The organism is Actinosynnema sp. NPDC023587, from assembly GCF_040640215.1.
Classification (GTDB): Bacteria; Actinomycetota; Actinomycetes; order Mycobacteriales; family Pseudonocardiaceae; genus Actinosynnema.
Window position 1 is genome coordinate 23,245 of the sequence record NZ_JBFABG010000028.1, and the last position, 23,561, is coordinate 46,805.

General features: G+C 72.8%; 20 protein-coding genes. 15 read left to right on the forward strand and 5 right to left on the reverse strand.

The window, feature by feature from the left end:
• Window positions 1–59: 59 nt before the first annotated feature.
• Together AB0G01_RS34800 and AB0G01_RS34805 are read right to left on the reverse strand one after the other, a co-directional pair.
• Complete coding sequence (locus AB0G01_RS34800; protein WP_360955043.1) at window positions 60–2,855, reverse strand: hypothetical protein; 2,796 nt, start codon at window positions 2,853–2,855, stop codon at window positions 60–62.
• Window positions 2,852–4,606: an HSP90 family protein gene (locus AB0G01_RS34805; protein WP_360955046.1), complete on the reverse strand. Its 1,755-nt coding sequence runs from the start codon at window positions 4,604–4,606 to the stop codon at window positions 2,852–2,854. The genes AB0G01_RS34800 and AB0G01_RS34805 overlap by 4 nt, the downstream gene beginning before the upstream one ends.
• Before the next feature lie 357 nt (window positions 4,607–4,963).
• Here AB0G01_RS34805 and pheS point away from each other — a divergent pair, with 357 nt between their 5' ends.
• The 4 genes from pheS (at window position 4,964) to sthA (ending at window position 10,784) form a co-directional block, all read left to right on the forward strand.
• Window positions 4,964–6,031 carry a phenylalanine--tRNA ligase subunit alpha gene (pheS, locus tag AB0G01_RS34810; protein ID WP_360955050.1) on the forward strand — a complete coding sequence of 356 codons (1,068 nt, stop codon included), beginning with the start codon at window positions 4,964–4,966 and terminating at the stop codon, window positions 6,029–6,031.
• 3 nt (window positions 6,032–6,034) lie between these two features.
• Entirely contained in the window at window positions 6,035–8,512 is a 2,478-nt protein-coding gene (gene pheT / locus AB0G01_RS34815; protein WP_360955053.1) for a phenylalanine--tRNA ligase subunit beta, read from the forward strand.
• A gap of 307 nt (window positions 8,513–8,819) precedes the next feature.
• Entirely contained in the window at window positions 8,820–9,317 is a 498-nt protein-coding gene (locus AB0G01_RS34820) for a hypothetical protein (RefSeq protein ID WP_360955056.1), read from the forward strand.
• A 54-nt stretch (window positions 9,318–9,371) separates the two neighbouring features.
• Window positions 9,372–10,784 carry a Si-specific NAD(P)(+) transhydrogenase gene (sthA, locus tag AB0G01_RS34825; RefSeq protein WP_360955059.1) on the forward strand — a complete coding sequence of 471 codons (1,413 nt, stop codon included), beginning with the start codon at window positions 9,372–9,374 and terminating at the stop codon, window positions 10,782–10,784.
• A gap of 52 nt (window positions 10,785–10,836) precedes the next feature.
• On the opposite strand, the gene AB0G01_RS34830 is transcribed toward sthA, so the two are convergent.
• Window positions 10,837–11,469, reverse strand: coding sequence for an HAD family hydrolase (locus AB0G01_RS34830; RefSeq protein ID WP_360955062.1), 633 nt, complete (start codon window positions 11,467–11,469; stop codon window positions 10,837–10,839).
• Between the two features lie 58 nt (window positions 11,470–11,527).
• On the opposite strand from AB0G01_RS34830, the gene AB0G01_RS34835 reads away from it, so the two are divergent.
• The 10 genes from AB0G01_RS34835 (at window position 11,528) to AB0G01_RS34880 (ending at window position 20,546) form a co-directional block, all read left to right on the forward strand.
• Window positions 11,528–12,250, forward strand: a complete 723-nt coding sequence (locus AB0G01_RS34835) for a methyltransferase domain-containing protein (protein ID WP_360955065.1) — start codon at window positions 11,528–11,530, stop codon at window positions 12,248–12,250.
• Window positions 12,251–12,711: 461 nt separating this feature from the next.
• The gene (argC, locus tag AB0G01_RS34840) at window positions 12,712–13,734 is read left to right on the forward strand and encodes an N-acetyl-gamma-glutamyl-phosphate reductase (protein ID WP_360955068.1); all 1,023 of its coding nucleotides are present in this window, start codon (window positions 12,712–12,714) and stop codon (window positions 13,732–13,734) included.
• 5 nt (window positions 13,735–13,739) lie between these two features.
• On the forward strand, window positions 13,740–14,951 hold the full coding sequence (argJ, locus tag AB0G01_RS34845; RefSeq protein WP_360955107.1) for a bifunctional glutamate N-acetyltransferase/amino-acid acetyltransferase ArgJ: 1,212 nt from the start codon (window positions 13,740–13,742) through the stop codon (window positions 14,949–14,951).
• Window positions 14,948–15,835, forward strand: coding sequence for an acetylglutamate kinase (gene argB, locus AB0G01_RS34850; RefSeq protein WP_360955071.1), 888 nt, complete (start codon window positions 14,948–14,950; stop codon window positions 15,833–15,835). Before argJ ends, argB begins: the two co-directional genes overlap by 4 nt.
• On the forward strand, window positions 15,832–17,001 hold the full coding sequence (locus AB0G01_RS34855; RefSeq protein ID WP_360955074.1) for an acetylornithine transaminase: 1,170 nt from the start codon (window positions 15,832–15,834) through the stop codon (window positions 16,999–17,001). Before argB ends, AB0G01_RS34855 begins: the two co-directional genes overlap by 4 nt.
• Complete coding sequence (argF, locus tag AB0G01_RS34860; protein WP_360955077.1) at window positions 17,001–17,927, forward strand: ornithine carbamoyltransferase; 927 nt, start codon at window positions 17,001–17,003, stop codon at window positions 17,925–17,927. The genes AB0G01_RS34855 and argF overlap by 1 nt, the downstream gene beginning before the upstream one ends.
• Complete coding sequence (locus AB0G01_RS34865; RefSeq protein WP_360955080.1) at window positions 17,924–18,415, forward strand: arginine repressor; 492 nt, start codon at window positions 17,924–17,926, stop codon at window positions 18,413–18,415. Before argF ends, AB0G01_RS34865 begins: the two co-directional genes overlap by 4 nt.
• Window positions 18,408–18,554 (forward strand): hypothetical protein, encoded by a 147-nt coding sequence (locus AB0G01_RS34870; RefSeq protein ID WP_360955083.1) that lies wholly within the window; start codon window positions 18,408–18,410, stop codon window positions 18,552–18,554. The genes AB0G01_RS34865 and AB0G01_RS34870 overlap by 8 nt, the downstream gene beginning before the upstream one ends.
• A complete protein-coding gene (gene argH / locus AB0G01_RS34875; RefSeq protein ID WP_360955086.1) occupies window positions 18,551–19,942 on the forward strand; it encodes an argininosuccinate lyase in 1,392 nt (463 codons plus the stop codon). Before AB0G01_RS34870 ends, argH begins: the two co-directional genes overlap by 4 nt.
• Entirely contained in the window at window positions 19,935–20,546 is a 612-nt protein-coding gene (locus tag AB0G01_RS34880) for a DNA-3-methyladenine glycosylase (RefSeq protein WP_360955089.1), read from the forward strand. Before argH ends, AB0G01_RS34880 begins: the two co-directional genes overlap by 8 nt.
• A gap of 90 nt (window positions 20,547–20,636) precedes the next feature.
• On the opposite strand, the gene AB0G01_RS34885 is transcribed toward AB0G01_RS34880, so the two are convergent.
• Window positions 20,637–21,158: an EF-hand domain-containing protein gene (locus AB0G01_RS34885; protein WP_360955092.1), complete on the reverse strand. Its 522-nt coding sequence runs from the start codon at window positions 21,156–21,158 to the stop codon at window positions 20,637–20,639.
• 94 nt (window positions 21,159–21,252) lie between these two features.
• Window positions 21,253–21,663, reverse strand: coding sequence for a hypothetical protein (locus AB0G01_RS34890; protein WP_360955095.1), 411 nt, complete (start codon window positions 21,661–21,663; stop codon window positions 21,253–21,255).
• 168 nt (window positions 21,664–21,831) lie between these two features.
• Between AB0G01_RS34890 and tyrS the strand changes: the two genes are divergently transcribed.
• Entirely contained in the window at window positions 21,832–23,106 is a 1,275-nt protein-coding gene (gene tyrS / locus AB0G01_RS34895; protein ID WP_360955098.1) for a tyrosine--tRNA ligase, read from the forward strand.
• Window positions 23,107–23,561 lie beyond the last annotated feature (455 nt).

Below are 23,561 nucleotides of genomic sequence, written 5' to 3' on the forward strand. Positions count from 1 at the left end.
GTTTCCGAGGCGCTGCCGAGGTTCGGTGACCCGCCGGTCCGACGGGTCACCGAGGGCGGTCATTCCCCCAGGCGGGCGGTCAGGGCGCGGAGCACCGGGTCGCCCGCGGTGGGCTTGTCCTGGGCCCGGAGCGACTCCTCCAGCACGTTCGCCGTGTCGCCGACGATCTGCGGCGGGGTCTCGTCGTTCACCAGGGTCGCCGCCCGGCGGGCTTCGGCCTCGGCGTTGTGCGGGTCGCCGGACTCCAGCAGGAAGCGCGCGCCCCGCTGGGCCAGGAACGTCTGCCAGTCCACGTCGTCGAGGCGCGCCGCCAGTTCCTCGGCCACGCCGTTCTGCTCCACCGCCGCCGCGTGGTCGCCGGCCTGGTAGTGCACGAACGCCCGGATCGCCGCGATCCGCGCGGCCAGGTGCACCCGGTGGTCCTCGTCCTCCACGGCCGGCAGCAGCTCTTCGGCCGCGACCAGGGCCGCGACGGTCTCGGCGTGCTCCTCCTTCGGCAGCGCCGCCGCCGACTCGACCCACGACCCGGCGGCCTCGGCCTCGTCCGGCACCCGCTGCCACGCGCGGGCGGCCTCGGCGTACGCGCGTGCGCCGTCCAGCGGCTGGTCCAGCCGCCGCAGCACGCCGCCCAGCACGTCGAGCACCAGCGCGCGCCGCCACGGCTCGTCGTCGGGCACGAGTGGCAACGCCACCTCCAGGTGCCGGCGGGCCGCGTCGTTCTCGTCCAACCGGGAGCACGCCTGCGCCAGCCGGTACCGCACGGGCACCACGAAGTCGTACGACACGTCGTGGCCCTCGATGACGCGGACCGCTTCCTCCAGCGCCTCGGCGGCCTCCACGAACCGGTTCGACTTGAGGTAGCCGCCGGACAGCGCGTGGCACGCCTTCGCCACGTCCTCCGGCACGCCCAGCTCGTGACCGACCGCGATCGCCGTGCGCAGCTCCTCCAGGTGCTGTTCCTCGACCCCGAGCCGCTCGATCGAGGACACCCGCTGCCGGTGCGCCTCGGCGGTCCACGGGCCGCGCGGCGTGCTGAACGCGGTCACGAACTCGGTGGCCGTCGCCAGCGCCGCGGTGTCGCCGCGAACCGTCTCGACCTTCAGCCGCAGCCGCAGCGCGTCGAACCGGACCGACGGCGGCGGGTCGTCCGCCAGGATCGCCCCGAGCAGCGCGGTCGCCTCGTCCAGCTCGCCGATCGTGGCCCGGTGCTGGGCCAGGTCGCAGCGCGCCCGGGACACGAGGTCCGGAACCTCCCGCTCGGCCAGCGCCAGTGCCGTCGCGACCAGTTCGCCCTGCTGCTCGTACTCGTCCACGTCCGCCAGCAGGTCCGCCAGCAGCAGCCGGGACAGCACGCGGGTGTGCGGTTCGCCGGCGCGGTCGGCCTCGGCGACGCACTCGCGCGCCACCGCCGTCCCGGCCTCCGGGCCCTCCTCCTCGGCGAGCAGCACCGCGCCCCGGCAGCGGTAGCGGTTGGCCAGGTCGGCGTCGCCCGCGGCGGCCAGCCGGTCGACCGCGGCGGCCAGTTCGGCGCGCACGCCGGCCACGTCCCGGGACTGCCTGCCGACCAGCGCGCGGCGCGCGGCCACGACCGCCGCCAGGCTTTCCGGCAGCAGCGGTTCCAGGTCGGCGGGCAGCGACCTGAGCAGCCGGATGCCGGTGATGAAGTCGCCGCGGTCGAACGCCTCGCCCAGCTCCCGCGCCAGCTCGACCGGGTCGGCCGCGAGCACCGGCTCCTCCTCGGGCTCGGCGGCGGTCGGGGCTACCGGCACGGCCAGCGGCACGTGCGCGGTGTCCGCCGCGCCGAGCTTCGCCGTGATCCGGCGGCTCACCGCGTCGGTGCCGTTGCGCTGGTCGAACCGCGCGGCGAGGGTCAGCGCCCGCTCTTCCAGCAGCGCCCGCAACCGCGGCGCGGTCAGCACCTCGACCCGACCGTCCCGGGGCACCGCGAACTCGACGGGTTCGGTGACCCGGCCGAGCAGCAGCGCGCCGCCCGCCGCGAAGTGCATCGCCTGCGACGGCGAAGGGGCGTGGTGCACCCGGTGCAACTGCCGCTGGAGCAGCTCCACGCCGCGCCGCACGTTCCCGGACGTCGCGCAGAACACCAGGTGGTCGTCCAGGTAGCCGCCGTAGCGGTCGTCGCGGACCAGCCGGTAGGCCACGGTGTGCGCCTGCCGCGCCCGTTCCAGGTCGCCCAGCGTCACGAACGCGGGTGTCAGGGTGGTCAGGATGCCCTGCGGCTGCGTGGCGCAGCCGGTGTCCTTCTCCAACTGGTGTTCGGCGTGCGCGACGGCCTCGGCGAACCGGCCCTGCCGGATCAGGTGCCCGGCCTGCTCCTCGACGACGCACGCCTCGCAGTCGCTCATCGGGCCGCGGTCCATCGCCAGGTACCGCGCGAAGTGCTCGCGGTACGCCGCTTCGTCGCCGATGTGCTCGGCCAGGTCGGCACGCGCCCCGTGCACCGGTTGCAGCGAGAACCCGTGCCGCTGGTAGCGGGTGGCGAGCTGGTCCACGAACGACTCGACCTGGGCGAGCGAGAACCTCGGGTCGGCGATCAACCCGGTCACGATCCACTTGTGCGCCCAGTCGTAGCTGTGCGTCTCCCACTCGTCGAACGCGGTCGGGTCGCGCTTCTCGGCCGCGCCGCACCACGCGAACGGGGCCAGCATCAGGTCGTAGCGGCCCAGGTCGTAGGCGGACCGCAGCAGGGCGATCCGGCAGCTCACGGCCAGCGGCAGGTGGTCCACCGAGTCGGCGGTGCGCGCGGCGCGCTCCAGCGCCTCGTGCCGGGCCGTGCCCTCGGGCAGGTGGTACGCCTCGACGAACTGCTGCTCGGCGGCGTTCTTCTGTTCGCTCACGCGTGGCCTCCGACGGCGCGGTCCAGCAGTTCCAGGAAGGAGCGGTTCAGCGCGGCGGTGTCCTTGGGGCGCATCGGCCGCCGCGCCTGGAGCAGCGCGTGCACGTAGAGCGACTCCACGGTCAGTTCCACCAGGGCCGGGTCGGTCAGCCCGGCCAGCCGCCGCACCAGCGGGTTGCGGCAGTTGAGCACCAACCGCTGGGAGGCGTCGGACTCGGCCGAGACCAGGCTGCCGAGCAGTTCCGCCCACAGCGGGTCGGCCTGCTCGCCGACCTGCTCGACGTCCCGCTTGCGCTCGCCCTCCACGTTCGTGACCAGCAGCGCGGGCAGTGAACCGGGGTCGAAATCACGCGGCACGGCCTCGCAGTCGTGCCGCTCCAGCACGTCCTTGGCCAGCGCCAGCCGGTCCCGCAGGGCCTGTTCCACCGCCGGTTCCGGGTCGCCGAGGGCGGCCAGCACCTCGTTCGGCGCGACCCGCCGGGCCGCGCCCGGCCCGTCCAGCGCGATCAGCCGGTCCATGATCTCCACGTCGTAGGCGTAGCCCGCGTTCAGCAGGCCCATGCCCTGCGCGTGCGCGACCGGCGCGAGCTGGCGGAACTCGTCCACGTCCGGCACGAACGAGATCGTGCCGTGCTTGCGCTTGAACAGGCGCAGCGACTGCGCGCCGTCGGTCGTCTCGAACGGCAACCACCGCTCGACCAGCCGCAGCATCTCGTCGTCGACCCGGGCCAGCGACTTGATGCCCAGGTGGTGCGCGTCGAGCAGGGCGGCCGTGCGGTCCGGGTCGGTCGCGTCCAACCGGACCAGCCAGTCCCGCACCTGCCTGCCCAGCTCCTCGCGCACCGCGAGCAGCGTCTCGTCCTGGTAGAGCGACTCGCGGCTGGCGGTCGGCCGCAGCGACGACGAGTCGACCACGCAGCGGATGAAGTAGGCCCACTCCGGGAGCAGGCCCTCGATGGAGTCGCCGACGAGCATCCGCTTGAGGTACACCCGGTGCGACTGGCGCGCGCCGGGGTGCACGCCGTGCGGCAGCACGTACGCGACGCCCGTCAGGCCCACCGCCGGCACCTCGACCGGGATCGCGTCGAACGGCTGCACGCCCAGCACCCGGGCCCCGTAGCCGAGGGCGTCGTCCAGCCACGGCAGCGCCTCGCTGGTCACCACCTCGCCCGCCACGGTCACCCGGTAGGGCAGCAGCTCGCCGTACTCGACGACCAGGGCGCGCACCACGTCGCGCTCGAGCCAGTGCTCGGAGTCGCGGTGGGGCACCAGTTCGATGGTCGTGCCCGTGGGCAGGTCCTCGTCGAGGGTCTCCACCTCGTAGTCGCCGGCCGCGTCGGCGGTCCAGCGCACGGCGGGCCCGCCCGTCGCGGACCGCGACACCAGCCGGATCCGCTCGGCGACGAGGAACGCGGACAGCAGTCCGACGCCGAACTGGCCGAGGAAGCCCTGGCGGGCGAACCCGAGCTCGTCGCGCTTGGAGGTGCGGCCCAGGGTGGACAGCAGGTCGTGCACCTCGCGCTCGGTCAGGCCGATGCCGGTGTCGGTGATGCGCAGGGTGCCGCCCGTGCCGGGACCGATCGGCTCGATCACCACCTCGCCGGGCGCGTCCGGGTGGAGCGCGCGGCGTGCGGTGATCGCGTCCACCGCGTTCTGCAACAGCTCACGCGCGTACACGCGGGGACTGCTGTAGAGGTGGTGGCTGAGCAGATCGATGATCCCGCGCAGGTCGACACCGAAGGTGTGTGCCATGGGAGTGGAATTCACCTCGGGTCAGGTACGTAGGACGGTCGATTCTAGGTGCGCGTCGACGGCGGCGGACCCGGTTTTCGGCGGTTCGCCCGCCGGGTCGGCGGCTCGTGTCACCCACTGTGCCGGCACCCACCGACACTCCCGCCGAGCCGGCGCTCCGACCAGTGCCGATGCCGACGGCCGGTGGTCCGGGGGCGGCGCGCGGCGGAGATCGACCTCACGGTGGATCACCGGTAACAGGTCAGTCACGGCCGCGGTGGGCCGGGTCCCGGCCCGATCACCTAGGATCGACCCGCCGCTCCGGGTCTCGGTCGGGGCGGCTCTCACGAGGCACGCGACGGGAGCTGTCCACCAACCATGTCCGGAGCCAACGACCCGTACGACCCCAAGCAGGTCGCGGCGCTCTCACCGGAGGCGCTCGACACGGCGGTGGAGCAGGCCCGGGAGGCGTTCGCGAAGGCGTCCGACCTCGACGAGCTCGCCGCCGCCAAGCCGGGCCACCTGGGTGACCGCGCCCCCGTGCTGCTGGCCCGCCGCGAGATCGGCGCGCTGCCGCCGGCCGCGAAGGCCGACACGGGCAAGCGGGTGAACGAGGCGCAGAACGCGGTCAAGCTCGCGTTCGAGGAGCGCCGCACCGAGCTCCAGGCCGAGCGCGACGAGCGCGTGCTCCGCGAGGAGTCCGTCGACGTCACGCTGCCGTGGGACCGCTTCCCGCGCGGCGCGCGGCACCCGGTCTCCACGGTCGCCGAGCGCGTCGCGGACATCTTCGTGGCCATGGGCTACGAGATCGCCGAGGGCCCGGAGCTGGAGGTCGAGTGGTTCAACTTCGACGCCCTCAACTTCGGCAAGGACCACCCCGCGCGTAGCATGCAGGACACGTTCTACGTCGCGCCCGAGGGCTCCGGCCTGGTCCTGCGCACGCACACCAGCCCCGTGCAGGCGCGCACGCTGCTGGAGCGCGAGCTGCCCGTGTACGTGGTGTGCCCCGGTCGCACGTTCCGCACCGACGAGCTGGACGCCACGCACACGCCGGTGTTCCACCAGGTCGAGGGACTGGCGGTGGACCGGGGGCTGACCCTGGGCCACCTCAAGGGCACGCTCGACGCGTTCGCCCGCGCCGTGTTCGGCGAGGACTCCCGGACCCGGTTGCGGCCCAGCTTCTTCCCCTTCACCGAGCCGTCGGCCGAGGTCGACGTGTGGTTCCCGGAGAAGAAGGGCGGTCCCGGCTGGGTCGAGTGGGGCGGCTGCGGCATGGTCAACCCGAACGTGCTGCGAAACTGCGGCGTCGACCCGGACGTGTACTCCGGGTTCGCGTTCGGCATGGGGCTGGAGCGGACCCTCCAGTTCCGCAACGGCCTGCCCGACATGCGCGACATGGTCGAAGGCGATGTCCGCTTCACCCAGCCATTCGGAACGGAGGCCTGACCGGTGCGTATCCCGGTTACCTGGCTGGTCGAGCACCTCGAGTTCCCCGAGCTGCCGACCCCCGAGGCCATCGCCGAGGCGTTCGTGCGGATCGGCCTGGAGGTCGAGGACGTCCACACCCTCGACACCGTCACCGGCCCGCTCGTCGCGGGCCGCGTGGTGGAGGTCGAGGAGCTGACGGAGTTCAAGAAGCCGATCCGGTTCTGCCGGGTCGAGGTGGGCCCCGACCAGGTCAACAACGTCATCTGCGGCGCGCGGAACTTCGTCGAGGGCGACACCGTCGTGGTGGCGCTGCCCGGCGCGGTGCTGCCCGGCGGCTTCGCGATCGCCGAGCGCAAGACCTACGGCCGGATCAGCCAGGGCATGATCTGCTCGGCCCGCGAGCTGGGCCTGGGCGACGACCACGCCGGCATCCTGGTGCTGCCCAGCGGCACCGCGCAGCCCGGCGACGACGCCGTGGAGCTGCTCGGCCTGGGCGACACGATCATCGAGCTCGCGCCCACCCCCGATCGCGGCTACGCGTTCTCCGTGCGCGGTCTGGCGCGCGAGATCGCGTGCGCGTTCGACGTGCCGTTCGGCGACCCCGGCCTGGCCGAGGTGCCCGAGGGCGAGGGCGACGTGCTGCCCGTGCACGTCGAGGACCCGACCGGGTGCTCCCGGTTCGTGGCGCGGCGCGTGACGGGCGTCGACCCGACCGCGCCCACGCCGTGGTGGATGCGCCGGCGGCTGATGCTCGCCGGCATCCGGTCCCTCTCGCTGCCGGTCGACGTCACCAACTACGTGATGCTGGAGCTCGGCCAGCCGCTGCACGCGTTCGACGCGTCCGCGGTCCGGGGCGGGCTGGTGGTCCGCCGGGCGGCGGCGGGCGAGCGGCTGACCACGCTGGACGGGTCGGTGCGCGCGCTGGACCCGGACGACATCGTGATCGCCGACGACAGCGGCGTGATCTCGCTGGCCGGCGTGATGGGCGGCGCGTCCACCGAGGTCCGCGACACCAGCACGGACATCCTGCTGGAGGCCGCGAACTGGGACCCGGCGTCGATCGCGCGGACCGTGCGGCGGCACAAGCTGCCCTCCGAGGCGGCCAAGCGGTTCGAGCGGACGGTGGACCCGGCGCTGGCCCCGGTCGCGCTGGAGCGCGCCGCGCGGCTGCTGCACCTGTTCGCCGAGGGCAGCATCAGGCCCGGCCGCACGGACGTGGGCAAGCCCGCGCTGCCCACGCCGGTCACGATGCCGATCGACCTGCCCGACCGGGTGGCCGGCGTGCGGTACGCGCGCGGCGTCACGGCTCGGCGGCTGGGCCAGATCGGGTGCCTGGTGGAGGTGAGCACCGGTGACGACGGCGCGACCCTGGTCACCGCCGTGCCGCCGACCTGGCGCTCGGACCTCACCCAGCCCGCCGACCTGGTGGAGGAGGTGCTGCGGCTGGAGGGCTACGACACGATCCCGTCCACGCTGCCGCCCGTGCCCGCCGGTCGCGGCCTGACCGAGCGGCAGCGACGTCGCCGGACGGTGTCCCGGGCGCTCGCCGAGAACGGGTTCGTCGAGGTCAAGCCGTTCCCGTTCCTCGCGCCCGCGGTGTTCGACTCGCTCGGGCTGGCCGAGGACGACGTGCGCCGCCGGACCGTGAGCGTGCTCAACCCGCTGGAGTCGGACAAGCACGCGCTGGCGACCACGCTGGTGCCGGGGCTGCTGGAGGCGGTGCAGCGCAACCTGGCGCGCGGTGCGAAGGACGTCGCGCTGTACGCGGTCGCGCAGGTGACCCTGCCGCGCGCGCAGCCGGTGCCGGTGCCCGAGGTCGGGATCGGCCGGCGGCCCTCGGCCGAGCTGGTGGCCTCGCTGGACGCGGCGCTGCCGAGGCAGCCGGTGCACGTGGCCGGTGTCCTGGTGGGTCAGCGCGAGTCGGCCGGCTGGTGGGGCAAGGGCCGTGCGGCGGACTGGGCGGACGCGGTGCAGGCCGCGCGGCTGGTCGGCGCGGCCTACGGCGTGGAGCTGACGGTCGTGGCCTCGGACCTGCCGCCGTGGCACCCCGGCCGGTGCGCCGAGCTGCGGGTGGGCGACTGGCCGGTGGGCCACGCGGGCGAGCTGCACCCGAAGGTGGTGGAGGCGCTGGGCCTGCCCAAGCGCGCGGTGGCCTTCGAGCTGGACCTGGACGCGCTGCCGGTGACCGACCACCGGCCCGCGCCGGTCGTGTCCCCGTACCCGCCGGTCCTGCTCGACGTGGCCGTGGTGGTGGACGCCGCAGTGGCGGCCGAGCGGGTCACGCGGGCGCTGCGCGCCGGCGGCGGCGAGCTGCTGGAGGACCTGCGGCTGTTCGACGTGTTCACCGGTGACCAGGTCGGCGAGGGCAAGCGGTCGCTGGCGTACGCGCTGCGGTTCCGCGCGCCGGACCGGACGCTCACCGTCGAGGAGGCCACGGCGGCCCGCGACGCGGCCGTCGCGGAGGCCGCCGAGCGGTTCGGCGCGGCGCTGAGAGCCTGACGCACAGTTCCGGGTCCGCACTCGTGCGGGCCCGGGACTGGTCCGGCCGAGTGAAGTTCTCGGTGGCCGACAGACGGAGAACGCGCACTTCAGAGCACTCAGCGTGACGTGTCAAGAGGTCTTTGGGCCTGTTTTTCCGGGTCTGCTTGGTTCTTGCGCCGAGGGTGAACGTTCTTCAAGATTGGTGCCGCGGCCCGTGGGGCCGAGGGGCGAAGCGATGAACCGCCGGGCGAGTCTGGTCGCCGGTCCGGCGGGGAGCTAACGGCGAACCCACCGCCTGCTGCCGCAGTCGTAGCGAGGTTGCCTCATGCGTAGCTTGGGACCGCGGATGGAAGTCGCGGTGGCGATGACCATCCTGGGGGTGGGGGCCGCCGTGGTGACCGCCATGCACCTGACCTGGCCCGAGCCCGAACTGCCCGCCATGGCCTACGCGGTCAGCAACGGCGAAGCCGGTGTCGCGGACCTCCAGCCGTTCGAGATCACCGACATCTCCGGCGCTCCGGTCGAGCTCACCCCGGGCAGCGAAGGTGCCCGGCGGGTGCGGCTGTCCAACCCCAACAGCGTGGACATCGTGGTGCTCACCCTCCAGGCGGTGCCCGGCCAGCCGTTGGACGCCGCGCACAACCGGGTCGTGGACTGCCCGTCCGGGGTGTTGAGCGTCGTGCCGATGCCGCAGCCGGTCGCCATCCCGCCGGCCGGGGCGGTCGAGGTCGAGATGGTCGTGCAGATCTCGCCGGACGTGCCCCCGGCGTGCAAGGACTCGGTCTTCCCCCTCACCTACACCGGCAGGGCCGCGCGCGGCTGACTCGCGGGCCGGGCTGCGGGCCGTGGGCCGAACGGGTGTGACACGCTTCCGGGCATGAGCGAGTACGACTACGACCTGCTCGTCATCGGATCCGGTCCGGGCGGGCAGAAGGCGGCCATCGCGGGCGCGAAGCTCGGCAAGCGGGTCGCCATCGTGGACCGGGCGGAGATGATCGGCGGGGTGTGCGTCAACACCGGCACCATCCCGTCGAAGACGCTGCGCGAAGCGGTCATGTTCCTCACCGGCATGAGCCAGCGCGAGCTGTACGGCGCGGACTACCGGGTCAAGAAGGACATCACCATCTCCGACCTGCTCGCCCGCACCCAGCACGTGATCGGGCGTGAGGTCCAGGTCGTGCGGGCCCAGTTGCACCGCAACCAGGTCGACCTGCTCACCGGCACCGCGCGGTTCCTCGACCCGCACACCGTGGCCGTGCAGGGCACGCACCGGGGCGAGAACCACACGGTGAGCGCGGCCAAGGTCGTGATCGCGACCGGCACCCACCCGGCGCGGCCGGCGCAGGTCGACTTCGACGAGGAGCGGGTGCTCGACTCGGACGAGGTGCTCGCCCTGGAGGAGATCCCGTCCTCGCTGGTCGTGGTGGGCGCGGGCGTGATCGGCATCGAGTACGCCTCCATGTTCGCCGCGCTGGGCAGCCGGGTGACCGTGGTCGAGCAGCGCGAGCGGATGCTGGAGTTCTGCGACCCGGAGATCGTGGAGTCGCTGAAGTTCCACCTGCGGGACCTCGCGGTGACGTTCCGGTTCGGGGAGAAGGTGGTCGACGTCGCGGTGTCGGACAGCGGCACGGTGACGACGCTGGCCAGCGGCAAGCGGATCCCGGCCGCCGCCGTGATGTACTCGGCGGGCCGGCAGGGCTCGACCGAGGAGCTGGACCTGGCGGCGGCGGGCCTGGCCGCCGACCACCGCGGCCGGCTGTCGGTGGACGAGCACTACCGGACGCCGGTGGAGCACATCTACGCGGTGGGCGACGTGATCGGCTTCCCCGCGCTGGCCGCCACGTCGATGGACCAGGGCCGGCTCGCGGCGTACCACGCGTTCGGCGAGACGGCGCGGGAGCTCGCCGCGCTCCAGCCGATCGGCATCTACACCATCCCGGAGATCTCCTACTGCGGCGCGACCGAAGCCGAGCTCACGTCCTCGGCGGTGCCCTACGAGGTCGGGCTGGCGCGCTACCGCGAACTGGCGCGCGGCCAGATCATCGGCGACGCCTACGGGATGCTCAAGCTCCTGGTGTCCACTGTGGACCGCAAGCTGCTGGGCGTGCACCTGTTCGGCACCGGGGCCACCGACCTGGTCCACATCGGACAGGCCGTGATGGCGTGCGGCGGCACGGTCGACTACCTGGTCGACACGGTGTTCAACTACCCGACGCTGTCCGAGGCGTACAAGGTGGCCGCGCTGGACGTGACCAACAAGATCCGCGCGCTGGACCGCTTCGGCGGCTGATCCCGGCGGGCCGGCGGACACCGGGTCCGCCGGCCCGGACCCCGTCGCGCTCCTAGCGGCCGGTGGCCCCTCCGGCCAGGAGGGTGACCAGGCGCAGACGCGCGTCGCGCACGTCGCGCAGCGGCGGCACCAGCAGGGTCGGCATCCCGCACTCGACCGCCGCACCGTCGTGGGTGGAGCGGTCCCCGACCATCAAGGTCTCCGCTGGGTCGGTGCCGAGCTCCTCCAGCGCGATGCGGAAGACGGCCGGGTCGGGCTTCACCACGCCGTGCTCGAACGACAGCACGAACGCGTCCACCGGCAGCCCCGCGAACGCCGGCCGCACGTCGAAGTGGATGTCGCTGAGCACGCCGATCCGGACGCCACCGTCGCGCAACGCGGTCAACGTCGCCGCCGCGTCCACGGCGAACGGCGTGAAGGCCGGGTCCGACTCCACCGCGTACAGCGAGTCCGCCAACTCGTCGTCCAGCCCCGCCGCCGTGAACCCCCGGTAGTACGTCTCGCGGTGCAGCGCCGCGTCCGCGTCCACACCCGGCACGTCGATCCGGTTCTCGACCAACCGCCGCACGAGGTCGTCCACCGCCGCCGGATCGCGCCCCAGCCGCCGCAGCGCCTCGGCCACCCAGCCCCGGAACGTGGGCGCGAGCACCAACGTGCCCCGCCAGTCGAAGATCACCGCTCTCATGCCGTCCACGGTAGTAATCCGCTCGACGCGCGCTACCGCTGTGCGCCATAGTCCGGTGGTGGTCGACCGACTGTTCGCCGATCCCGGGCTCGCCGCCCTCTACGACGAGTTCTGCGCGGGCCGCCGGGACTTCTCGTACTACCTGCCGCTGGTGATGTCCGCCCGCACGGTGCTCGACGTCGGCTGCGGCACCGGTGAGCTGCTGCGCACCGCCCGCGCCGCCGGCCACACCGGACGCCTGTGCGGCCTCGACCCGGCCGAGGGGATGCTCGCCCAGGCCCGTGGGCGCACCGACGTCGAGTGGGTGTGCGGCGACCTGGCCACCGCGTCGTGGCACCACGAGTTCGACCTGGTCGTGATGACCGGGCACGCGTTCCAGGTCTTCGTCACCGACGACGAGGTGCGCACCGCCCTGCGCGCGATCCGCGCCGCGCTCACCGACGGCGGCCGGTTCGCGTTCGAGACCCGGAACCCGGCCGTCCGCGCCTGGGAGCAGTGGACGCCCGAGCGCTCACGCGACCTCCCGGCCGGCGGTCGGACCGTGCGGGTGGCGACCGAGGTCCTGGACGTGACGGGCGACCTGGTCACGTTCGTCCAGCGCTACCGCGCGCCGGGCTGGTCCGACGAGAGCCGCAGCACGCTGCGCTTCCTCGACGTCGACCGGCTCGACGCGTTCCTGGCCGACGCGGGCCTGCGGGTGGCGGACCGACGCGGCGACTGGGCCGGCGGTGCGTTCACGCCGACCAGCCCGGAGGTCATCACCGTCGCCGTGCCCGGCTAGCCGAGCAGCCGGCCTCTTGGACTCGCTCGTCCCGCCATCGCGCGCACGTCCTCGTCGAGTCCTCGGCCAGGTCTGCCCCCGGTAGTTGGCCGGCATGCGCGCGAGGACCCGCCGGATCGCCTCGGCGGCGGTCGCCTGCCGTTGCGGTCCTCCGTAGTGGCCGACGGGCACGACCTCGGTGTCGGCGGCCGGAAGCCCACCACCACGTACGTCCGCTGCCCGCCTCGCCGGCGCAGCTCGCGCGACAGGTCGCGGGGAAACACCAAGAGCACGCAGAACACCTGAGGCCCGGTGATCCCCGACCGCCGGATGGCGTGGGCGGTACGTCCAGTGGCCAGTGCCACACGAGGGAGTTTTGGGCGCGATGACGAGGGAAACTCGACTACGACGGCCGCGCGCCGGCCCGCTGCCGCCGTCGAACAGGTTTGAGTGAAGATGCACCCTCGTGCATACTTATCCGCATGACGGTACGGATCGCGGTCGCCGGAGCCAGCGGGTACGCCGGGGGCGAGCTGCTGCGCCTCCTGCTCGGTCACCCGGACGTGGAGATCGGCGCGCTGACGGCCGGCGGCAACGCGGGCACGCCGCTGCTGGCCCACCAGCCGCACCTGCTGCCGCTGGCCGACCGCACCCTGGTCGAGACCACGGCCGAGCACCTCGCGGGGCACGACGTCGTGTTCCTCGCCCTGCCGCACGGCCACTCGGCCGAGATCGCCGCCCGGCTCGGCGGCGACACCCTGGTGATCGACTGCGGCGCGGACCACCGGCTCACCGACGCCACCGCCTGGGAGCGCTGGTACGGCGGCGCGCACGCCGGGAGCTGGCCCTACGGCCTGCCCGAGCTCCCCGGCCTGCGCGAGGTGCTCACCACCGCGAAGCGGGTCGCCGTCCCCGGCTGCTACCCGACCGTGTCGTCCCTCGCCCTCGCGCCCGCGATGGGCCTGGTCGAACCCGAGGTGACCGTGGTCGCGGTGTCCGGCACGTCCGGCGCGGGCAAGTCCCCCAAGTCGAACCTGCTCGGCTCCGAGGTGATGGGCTCGCTGAGCGCCTACGGCGTCGGCGGCACCCACCGGCACACCCCCGAGATCACCCAGAACCTGTCGGCGGTGGCCGGCGAGCACGTCAAGGTCTCGTTCACGCCGGTCCTCGCGCCGCTGCCGCGCGGCATCCTGGCCACCTGCTCGGCCACGCTGATCACGGCCACCCCGCTCGCGGACGTCCGCGCCGCCTACGAGAAGGCGTACGCCGACGAGCCGTTCGTGCACCTGCTGCCGGAAGGCCACTGGCCGACCACGGGCGCGGTGCTCGGCTCGAACGCCGTGCAGCTCCAGGTCACCGTGGACGCCGACCTCGACCGACTGGTGGTCGTCGCCGCGGTGGACAACCTGGCGAAGGGCACCGCGGGTGCCGCGGTGCAGTGCATGAACCTCGCACTCGGTCTGCCGGAGACCACCGGCCTGTCCACTGTTGGAGTAGCCCCGTGACCACCGTGAACGGCACCGCACCCGCGACCGGGACGGCGCAGCGCCCCACCCGCGACCGCGGCGTGACCGGACCGAAGGGCTTCAAGGCCGCGGGCGTCGCCGCCGGCATCAAGGACTCCGGCGCGCCCGACCTGGCGCTGGTCGTCAACGAGGGGCCGGGCCAGGCCGCCGCCGGCGTGTTCACCACGAACCAGGTGAAGGCCGCGCCCGTGCTGTGGTCCCAGCAGGTGCTCAAGGAGCGCAAGCTCACCGCCGTGGTGCTCAACTCGGGCGGCGCGAACGCGTGCACCGGCCCCGAGGGCTTCCAGGACACCCACGCCACCGCGGAGAAGGTCGCCGAGGTGCTCGGCGTCGGCGCGATCGAGGTCGCGGTGTGCTCCACCGGCCTGATCGGCGAACGCCTGCCGATGGACCGGCTGAAGGCCGGCGTCGAGGTGGCCGCCGCCGCGCTGGCCGCCACCGACCTCGGCGGCCTGGCCGCCGCCACGGCCGTGATGACCACCGACAGCCACCCCAAGCAGTCCTGGGCCGCCCACCCGGACGGCTGGTCCGTCGGCGGCTTCGTCAAGGGCGCGGGCATGCTCGCCCCGAACATGGCCACCATGCTCAGCGTCATCACCACCGACGCGGTGGTCGACGGCGACACGCTCGACCTCGTGCTGCGCGCCACCACCGCGCGCACCTACGACCGCCTCGACGTCGACGGCGGCACGTCCACCAACGACACCGTGCTGCTGCTGGCCTCCGGCGCGTCCGGCGTCGCACCCACCGCCGAGGACTTCGCCGAGGTCCTGACCGCCGTCGCGGGCGACCTGGTCAAGCAGCTCCAGTCCGACGCCGAGGGCGTGACCAAGGAAATCTCCATCACGGTCACCGGCGCGGCGTCCGAGCAGGACGCGGTCACCGTCGCCCGGACCGTCGCCGAGGACAACCTGGTCAAAACCGCCCTGTTCGGCTCGGACCCGAACTGGGGCCGGATCGCCATGGCCGTCGGCCGCTCCCCGGCCGCCGTGGACCAGCACCGGCTCGGCATCGCCATCAACGGCGTCACCCTGTTCGACGCCGGCCACAAGGCCGCCGACCGCGCCGAAGCCGACCTGTCCGGCCGCGACGTCGCCATCGTGATCGCGCTCGGCCTCGGCGACGGCGAGGCGACCGTGCTCACCACCGACCTGTCCCACGCCTACGTCGAAGAGAACAGCGCCTACAGCTCATGAGCGGGCTGGACGCGCGGGACAAGGCCGAGGTCCTGATCGAGGCGCTGCCCTGGTTGCAGCGCTTCCGGGGCGCGACGGTCGTCGTGAAGTACGGCGGCAACGCGATGGTGGACGACGCGCTCAAGCGGGCGTTCGCGCAGGACGTGGTCTTCCTCAAGCTCGCCGGCCTGCACCCGGTCGTGGTGCACGGCGGCGGCCCGCAGATCGCCGCGATGCTGGCCAGGCTGGGCATCCGCAGCGAGTTCCGCGGCGGCCTGCGGGTCACCACGCCCGAGGCGATGGACGTCGTCCGGATGGTCCTGGTCGGCCAGGTGCAGCGGGAGCTGGTCGGCCTGATCAACGAGCACGGCCCGTTCGCCGTCGGCCTGTCCGGCGAGGACGCGCACCTGCTCACCGCCGAGCGCCGGGGCACGGTCGTGGACGGCGAGCCGGTCGACCTCGGCCTGGTCGGCGATATCGTCCGGGTGAACCCGGACGCGGTGCTGGACATCGTGCGCGCGGGCCGCATCCCCGTCGTGTCCACGGTCGCGCCCGACGCGGCCGGCGTGGTGCACAACGTCAACGCCGACACCGCCGCCTCCGCCGTCGCCGTGGCGCTGAACGCGGAGAAGCTGGTGGTCCTCACCGACGTGGAGGGCCTGTACGCGGACTGGCCGGACAAGTCGTCGCTGCTGCACCGGATCGCGGCGGACGACCTGGAGCGGATGCTGCCGCGCCTGGACAGCGGCATGGTCCCGAAGATGGAAGCGTGCCTGCGCGCCGTGCGCGGCGGCGTGCCCGAAGCGCACGTGATCGACGGCAGGCTCGCGCACTCGGTGCTGCTGGAGGTCTTCACCTCCGCCGGCGTCGGAACGATGGTGACCGAACGGATGGGGGAGTCATGAACGACCGGCAGCGGTGGCAGGCCGCGATGATGGACAACTACGGCACCCCCGGTCTGACGCTGGTCCGCGGCGAGGGGGCCTACGTCTGGGACGCCGACGGCAACCGGTACCTCGACCTGCTGACCGGGCTCGCGGTCAACGCCCTGGGCCACGCCCACCCGGCGGTCGTCGCGGCGGTCACCGCGCAGATCGGCACGCTCGCCCACACCTCCAACCTCTACATCAACCAGCCGTCGCTGGACCTCGCCGAGCGGCTGCTCGACCTGGCCGGCGCGGACGGCGACGGCCGGGTGCTGTTCTGCAACTCCGGCGCGGAGGCCAACGAGACCGCGTTCAAGCTCAGCCGGCGCACCGGCCGCACCAAGGTCGTCGCCACCGAGGGCGGCTTCCACGGCCGCACCATGGGCGCGCTGACGCTCACCGGCCAGCCCGCCAAGCGCACCCCGTTCGAACCGCTGGTGCCGGGCGTCTCGCACATCCCGTTCGGCGACGTCGCCGCGCTGGAGGCCGCGATCGACGACGAGACCGCGGCGTTCGTGGTGGAACCCATCCAGGGTGAGCAGGGCGTCGTGGTCCCGCCGGCGGGCTACCTCCAGGCGGCCCGCGAGATCACCGCGCGGCACGGCGCGCTGCTGGTCCTGGACGAGGTGCAGACCGGCGTCGGCCGGCTCGGCTCCTGGTTCGGCTACCAGCAGGTCGGGATCGTGCCCGACGTCGTCACCCTGGCCAAGGGCCTGGGCGGCGGCCTGCCGCTGGGCGCGTGCCTCGCGTTCGGCCCGGCCAAGGACCTGTTCGGCCCCGGCCACCACGGGACCACGTTCGGCGGCAACGCGGTGTGCTGCGCGGCGGGCCTCGCGGTGCTGGACACCATCGCCGCGGACGGCCTTCTGGAGCACACCGCCGCCGTGGGCAAGGAGATCGCGGCCGGCGTCGAGGCGCTCGGCCACCCGCTGATCTCCGGGGTGCGCGGAGCCGGCCTGCTGCTCGGCATCACGCTGCGCGAGGCGGTCTCGGCGAAGGCGGCGGCAGCCGCGCAGCGGGCCGGCTACCTGGTCAACCCGGTCCAGCCCGACGTGCTGCGGCTCGCCCCGCCGCTGGTCCTGGACGAAGTTGACGCGCACCGGCTGGTGGCCGACCTGCCGTCGTTCCTGAGCGAGGAGTCCTGATGGTGCGGCACTTCCTGCGCGACGACGACCTGGGCCCGGCCGAGCAGGCCGAGGTGCTCGACCTGGCCGACCGGTTCAAGGCCGACCCGCTCGGCGCGAAACCGCTGGCCGGGCCGAAGTCCGTCGCGGTGATCTTCGAGAAGAACTCCACCCGCACCCGGCTGTCGTTCGAGGTCGGCATCGCCCAGCTCGGCGGCAACCCGGTGATCATAGACGGCCGCTCCATGCAGCTCGGCCGCGAGGAGACCATCGAGGACACCTCCCGCATCCTGTCCGGGTACGTCGACGCGGTGGTGTGGCGGACCTTCGCGCAGAAGCGCATGGAGGCGATGGCCTCGGTGTCGCGCATCCCGGTGATCAACGCGCTGACCGACGAGTTCCACCCGTGCCAGGTGCTCGCCGACCTCCAGACCATCCGCCGCGTGCACGGCACCCTCGCCGGCCTCACCGTCACCTACCTCGGCGACGGCGCGAACAACATGTCGAACTCGATCCTGCTCGGCGGCACCACCGCCGGGATGCACGTCCGGATCGCCGCCCCGGTGAACTTCGCGCCCCAGCCGTGGGTGCTCGACGACGCCCGCGCGCGCGCCGCCGAGACCGGCGGCAGCGTCGAGGTGATCAGCGACCCGAGGGCCGCCGTCGACGGCTCGCACGTGCTGGTCACCGACACGTGGACGTCCATGGGCCAGGAGAACGACGGCCGCGACCGGGTCGGCCCGTTCCGGCCGTACCAGGTCAACGCCGACCTCGTCGCCTCCACCGGCGTCCGGACCACCGTCCTGCACTGCCTGCCCGCCCACCGGGGCTGGGAGATCACCGACGAGGTGCTCGACGGGCCGCACAGCGCCGTGTGGGACGAGGCGGAAAACCGCCTGCACGCCCAGAAGGCCCTGCTCGTGTGGTTGTTGGAGCAGGCGCGGTGACCCGCACCGCGCGGCAGGCCCGCATCGTCGAACTGGTCAGCCAACGCGCCATCCGCAGCCAGTCGGAGTTGGCGAAGACGCTGGCCGTCGAAGGCATCGAGGTCACCCAGGCCACCCTGTCGCGGGACCTGGACGAACTCGGCGCGGTCAAGCTGCGCGGTGCGGACGGCGGCGCGCCGGTCTACGTGATCCCCGAGGACGGCAGCCCGGTGCGGGGCGTCCAGGGCGGCACGTCCCGGCTGGTGCGCGTGCTCGCCGAACTGCTCGTCTCGGTCGACTCGTCGGGCAACCTCGCCGTGCTGCGCACCCCGCCCGGTGCGGCCCAGTTCCTGGCCAGCGCCCTCGACCGGGCCGCGCTGAACGACATCGTGGGCACCATCGCCGGCGACGACACCATCCTGGTGGTCGCGCGCGAACCGCTCACCGGCGCGGAACTCGCCGCCCGGGTGAGCGCGCTGGCCGCCGGCCAGGAGGACGGCGGTGACTGACCCGGCCGTCGCCGCGCACCACCCCGGACCGGCCGGTGCGCGGACCGGCAGCCCGTTGCACCAGACTGTCACCAAGGGCTTCGTGCGGTTGTGGGGCCTGTCGAGCAAGATCGCAGCGAAGAGGGATCAGAGCAAGTGAGTTCACTTTGGGGCGGGCGGTTCGCCAGCGGGCCCGCGGACGCCATGGCACTGCTGTCGGCGTCCACGCACTTCGACTGGCGACTCGCGCCTTACGACATCAGGGGCTCCCGCGCGCACGCCCGCGTGCTCAACCGCGCGGGCCTGCTGACGGCCGACGAGCTGGAGCGGATGCTCGCGGCGCTGGACACCCTGCACGCCGACGTCGAATCCGGGTCGTTCACCCCGACCCTGGCCGACGAGGACGTGCACACCGCACTGGAACGCGGCCTCATCGAGCGCGCCGGACCCGACCTCGGCGGCAAGCTCCGCGCCGGCCGGTCCCGCAACGACCAGGTCGCCACCCTGTTCCGGATGTGGCTGCGCGACGCCGCCCACCGCGTGTCCGAAGGCGTCCTGGACGTCGTGGAAGCCCTCGCCGGGCAGGCCGCGGCGCACCCGACCGCCGTCATGCCCGGCCGCACCCACCTCCAGTCCGCGCAACCCGTGCTGCTCGCCCACCACCTCCTGGCCCACGGCCAGGCGCTGCTGCGCGACGTCGACCGCCTCAAGGACTGGGACAAGCGGGCCGCGATCTCCCCCTACGGCTCCGGCGCGCTGGCCGGCTCGTCGCTCGGCCTCGACCCCGCCGCCGTCGCCGCCGAACTCGGCTTCGACGCCCCGGTGGAGAACTCCATCGACGGCACCGCGTCCCGCGACTTCGCCGCCGAGATCGCGTTCGTGCTGGCCATGATCGGCGTGGACCTGTCCCGGATCGCCGAAGAGGTGATCATCTGGACCACCGCCGAGTTCCACTTCGCGGTCCTGGACGACGCGTGGGCCACCGGCAGCTCGATCATGCCGCAGAAGAAGAACCCGGACGTCGCCGAGCTGACCCGCGGCAAGTCCGGCCGGCTCATCGGCAACCTCACCGGCCTGCTGGCCACCCTCAAGGCCCAGCCGCTGGCCTACAACCGGGACCTCCAGGAGGACAAAGAACCCCTGTTCGACTCCGTCGAGCAGCTCGAACTCCTGCTGCCCGCGCTCACCGGCATGATCGCCACCACGCGCTTCGACACCGCGCGGATGGCCGAGGTCGCGCCCGCCGGGTTCACCCTGGCCACCGACATCGCCGAGTGGCTGGTCCGCCAGGGCGTGCCGTTCCGCGTCGCGCACGAAGCCGCGGGGGAGTGCGTCCAGACCGCCGAGGCGCGCGGCGTCGGCCTCGACGAGCTCACCGACGCCGAGTTCGCGGGCATCTCGCCGCACCTCACCCCCGAGGTGCGCGACGTGCTCACCGTCGAGGGCTCGATCGCCTCCCGCGACGCGCACGGCGGCACCGCACCCGACCGGGTCGCCGAACAGCTCGAACGGCTGCGCGACAAGGCGGCCCTGGCCCGTCGTGGTTAGGCAGCTCACCGAGCAGGAGCTCGCCGTCGACCCCGTCGTCGCGGCGCGGCTCCTGCTCGGCGCGGTCATCGAGAGCACCACCCCGGACGGCGTGGTCGGCGTGCGGATCGTGGAAGTCGAGGCGTACCGGGGCGGCGACGACCCGGCCTCGCACTGCTACCGCGGTCGCACCCCGCGCAACGACGTGATGTTCGGGCCGGCCGGACGCCTGTACGTCTACTTCGTGTACGGCATGCACTTCTGCGCCAACGTCGTGTCGCTGACCGACGGCGTGCCCGGTGCCGTGCTGCTGCGCGCGGGCGAGGTGGTGAAGGGCGAAGACCTCGCCCAGATGCGCCGCCCGGCCGCCCGCAGCACCGCCGAGCTCGCCAAGGGCCCCGCCCGGCTCACCGGCGTGCTCGGCCTGGACCGCGAGCACAACGGCACCGACCTCACCGCCGAGAGCGCGTCCGTGCGGCTGTTCGCGGGCGACCCGGCCACCGAGATCCGCACCGGGCCGCGCGTGGGCGTCGCGGTGGCCGTGGACGTGCCGTGGCGGTTCTGGATCGACTCGCCCGCCGTCAGCACCTACCGCCGGGGCACCCGGCGCACCCGCGTCCGCTGACGTCGTGTTCTCCCCGAGCGCACGGGGAGAACACGACCGCCGCGCACCGGGGCGGCACCCGGCGTCGACCGGGTGGGGTGGTCGGTGGTCCTACACCTCGCCGAACACGTGGGAGCCCGGCGCGTCCTCGTCGTCACCGGCCCAGAACTCCACCCAGTGCCGGGCGAACTCGCCCTTCGAGATGTGCCCGTCCCCGTTGACGTCGAGCCGGGCGAAGACGTCGCCGGTCGAGCTCTCCGCACCCGTCCAGGCGCGGATCATCCGGCTGAACTCCCCGGCCGAGATCTCGCCGTCGCCGTCCTCGTCCACCGCCTCGAACATCGACTCGGCCGTGGCCACCACCAGGTCCAGCATGGTGCCCAGGTTGTCGATCACCGACAGCAGCTCGTCGAACGTGACCTTCTCGTCCCGGTCCTGGTCGGACGCCGCGAGCAGCGCCTCCCACCAGCCCATCATCAGCTCCCGCAAGCGGGCCTCGCCGCTGTCGCCGCGGATCGCGACCCAGCGGGCGGTGAGCGCCTCGAAGTCCGCCCGCTCCAGGAAACCGTCGTCGTCGGCGTCCATCGCGCTGAACACGATGGCACCCTTCCGCTTCTGCAAGTCGCTGGCCACCCGCCCAACCTGGCCGCCACGCGCCCTCACGACAATTGGCCACCGGGGCGAATTTTCCTCACCCGAGTGAATCTTGTGGTGACCCTGGGTAGCGCTAGCGCACGGTCCTGCGGTACCAGACCCTCCGTTCACCGGCCGGCAGCGCGATCCGGGTGATCAGGTTGGTCAGCAACGCGCCGATCACCAACCACAGCACCGCGGCGAGCCCGTCGTTCAGGAACGTCCGCAGCCCGTCGTTCGCCGGCGTGAACAGACCCCGCAGACCCAGCGACACACCCGCCGACCACGACTCGATCAACTGCGCGAACCCGTTCCCCGCGTTGGCCCCCGCCACCACCAGGAAGATGTGCACCGCCAGCACCACGGCGAACACCCAGCAGATCACGTCGATCACCGCGCACACGACCCTCACCGCGCGCACGCGGCTGTCGCCGCGCTCCACGACCTCTTCGCGCAGCGGCTCGCGGACCGGCTCCCGCAACGGCTCGCGGACCGGCTCACCCACCGGGCGTAAGACCTCCGTGGGACGGTGGACCGCACGCGGATCGCGATCGGGGTACGTCATCGGCCGAGTCCTCTCAGCTAGGTATCCCCCCACACGTCGAGCACGCCCCGACTACCCGCCGACCCCGCCCGCTCAAACCGCTTTGACCTGGTGGGGGAGAATGACCCGGTGAGTGAGCACATCCTCGACGAGCTGTCCTGGCGCGGCCTGATCGCGCAATCCACCGACCTCGACGCCCTGCGGAAGGATCTCGACGCCGGCCCGCTCACCCTCTACGCCGGGTTCGACCCGACCGCGCCCAGCCTGCACGCCGGCAACCTCGTGCCGCTGCTCATGCTGCGCCGCTTCCAGCGCGCCGGGCACCGGCCGATCGTCCTGGCGGGCGGCGCGACCGGCATGATCGGCGACCCCCGCGACAGCGCCGAGCGGTCCCTCAACACGCTGGACACCGTCGCCGAGTGGGCCGGGCGCATCCGGGGCCAGTTGGAGCGCTTCGTCGAGTTCGACGACAGCGACACCGGCGCGATCGTGGTCAACAACCTCGACTGGACCGGCGACGTGTCGGTGCTGGAGTTCCTGCGCGACGTCGGCAAGCACTTCTCGATCAACGTCATGCTCGCCCGCGAGACGGTCAAGCGGCGGCTCGAAGGCGACGGCATGTCGTACACGGAGTTCAGCTACCTGCTGCTCCAGTCGCACGACTACCTCCAGCTCAACCGCGAGTACGGCACGCGCTTGCAGGTGGGCGGCTCCGACCAGTGGGGCAACATCGTCGGCGGCGTCGACCTGGTCCGCAAGGTCGACGGCAAGTCCGTGCACGCCCTGACGGCACCGCTGGTCACCGACGCCGAGGGGCGCAAGTTCGGCAAGTCCACCGGCGGCGGCAACGTGTGGCTGGACCCGGAGATGACCTCGCCCTACGCCTGGTACCAGTACTTCGTGAACGTGGGCGACGCCGACGTGCTGCGGTACCTCCGGCTGTTCACCTTCCTCACCCAGGAGGAGATCGCCGAGCTGGAGCGCCAGACGACGGAGACCCCGCACCTGCGCGCCGCGCAGAAGAAGCTGGCCGAGGAGTTCACCAACCTCGTGCACGGCGAGCGCGAGACGCAGCAGGTGATCACCGCCAGCCAGGCCCTGTTCGGGCGCGGCGAGCTGCGCGAGCTCGACCTGTCGACGCTGGAGGCCGCGATGGCCGAGGCCCCCACCGGCGAGGTGCGCCTGGCGGACGCCCCGACCGTCGTCGAGCTGCTGGTGAGCTCCGGGCTGGCGGACAGCAACGGCGCGGCGCGGCGCACGGTCAAGGAGGGCGGCGCGTACGTGAACAACACGAAGGTCGTCGACGAGTCGTGGGTGCCGACCAAGGACGACCTGCTGCACGGGTCTTGGCTGGTGGTGCGCCGGGGCAAGCGGAATACGGCCGGCGTGCGGGTCCAACTGTGATCGCGGTCACACTGTTGCGCGCAGACCGGGTCGGATAGCGTGGTGGCGAGTGCTGCACGGGCTGCTGACCTGCGGTTTCAGCCTGTGCAGTCGCGCTGCGCCCCCGATTTGACCTCTACGTCAGGTGCGTGTAACTTTCTCCATGTCAGCGCGGAACGGGCCGGGAAACAGCCGGAACGGAGTGCGACAACGGGTCACGAACCAAGCTCCCGCCCAGTGTGGTAGAGTGGGTGACCTGAGAAACGGGAAGACCCAGTCGAGGCCGGTAGATGGCCGTTGTGACCAGGGCGTCTAGTTTCAGACAACAAGCTTTCTGAACGCACAAGCCTCCGATCGCGTCGTGAGAACGACGAGTGACGATGAGCGCGTGTTCTTTGAGAACTCAACAGCGTGCCGAATAGCCAGTAAATTTATGAACCTCGTCAAGAGGTTTCCTTTGAGATTGACTGGACAAC

Bases quoted from the DNA above. Each gene is read 5' to 3' on its own strand.
- AB0G01_RS34855 (WP_360955074.1), top strand. From the start codon at position 15,832: ATGAACGACCGGCAGCGGTGGCAGGCCGCGATGATGGACAACTACGGC.
- AB0G01_RS34830 (WP_360955062.1), bottom strand. From the start codon at position 11,469: ATGAGAGCGGTGATCTTCGACTGGCGGGGCACGTTGGTGCTCGCGCCC.
- AB0G01_RS34820 (WP_360955056.1), top strand. From the start codon at position 8,820: ATGCGTAGCTTGGGACCGCGGATGGAAGTCGCGGTGGCGATGACCATC.
- AB0G01_RS34805 (WP_360955046.1), bottom strand. From the start codon at position 4,606: ATGGCACACACCTTCGGTGTCGACCTGCGCGGGATCATCGATCTGCTC.
- argF (WP_360955077.1), top strand. From the start codon at position 17,001: ATGGTGCGGCACTTCCTGCGCGACGACGACCTGGGCCCGGCCGAGCAG.
- pheS (WP_360955050.1), top strand. From the start codon at position 4,964: ATGTCCGGAGCCAACGACCCGTACGACCCCAAGCAGGTCGCGGCGCTC.
- argC (WP_360955068.1), top strand. From the start codon at position 12,712: ATGACGGTACGGATCGCGGTCGCCGGAGCCAGCGGGTACGCCGGGGGC.
- sthA (WP_360955059.1), top strand. From the start codon at position 9,372: ATGAGCGAGTACGACTACGACCTGCTCGTCATCGGATCCGGTCCGGGC.
- argB (WP_360955071.1), top strand. From the start codon at position 14,948: ATGAGCGGGCTGGACGCGCGGGACAAGGCCGAGGTCCTGATCGAGGCG.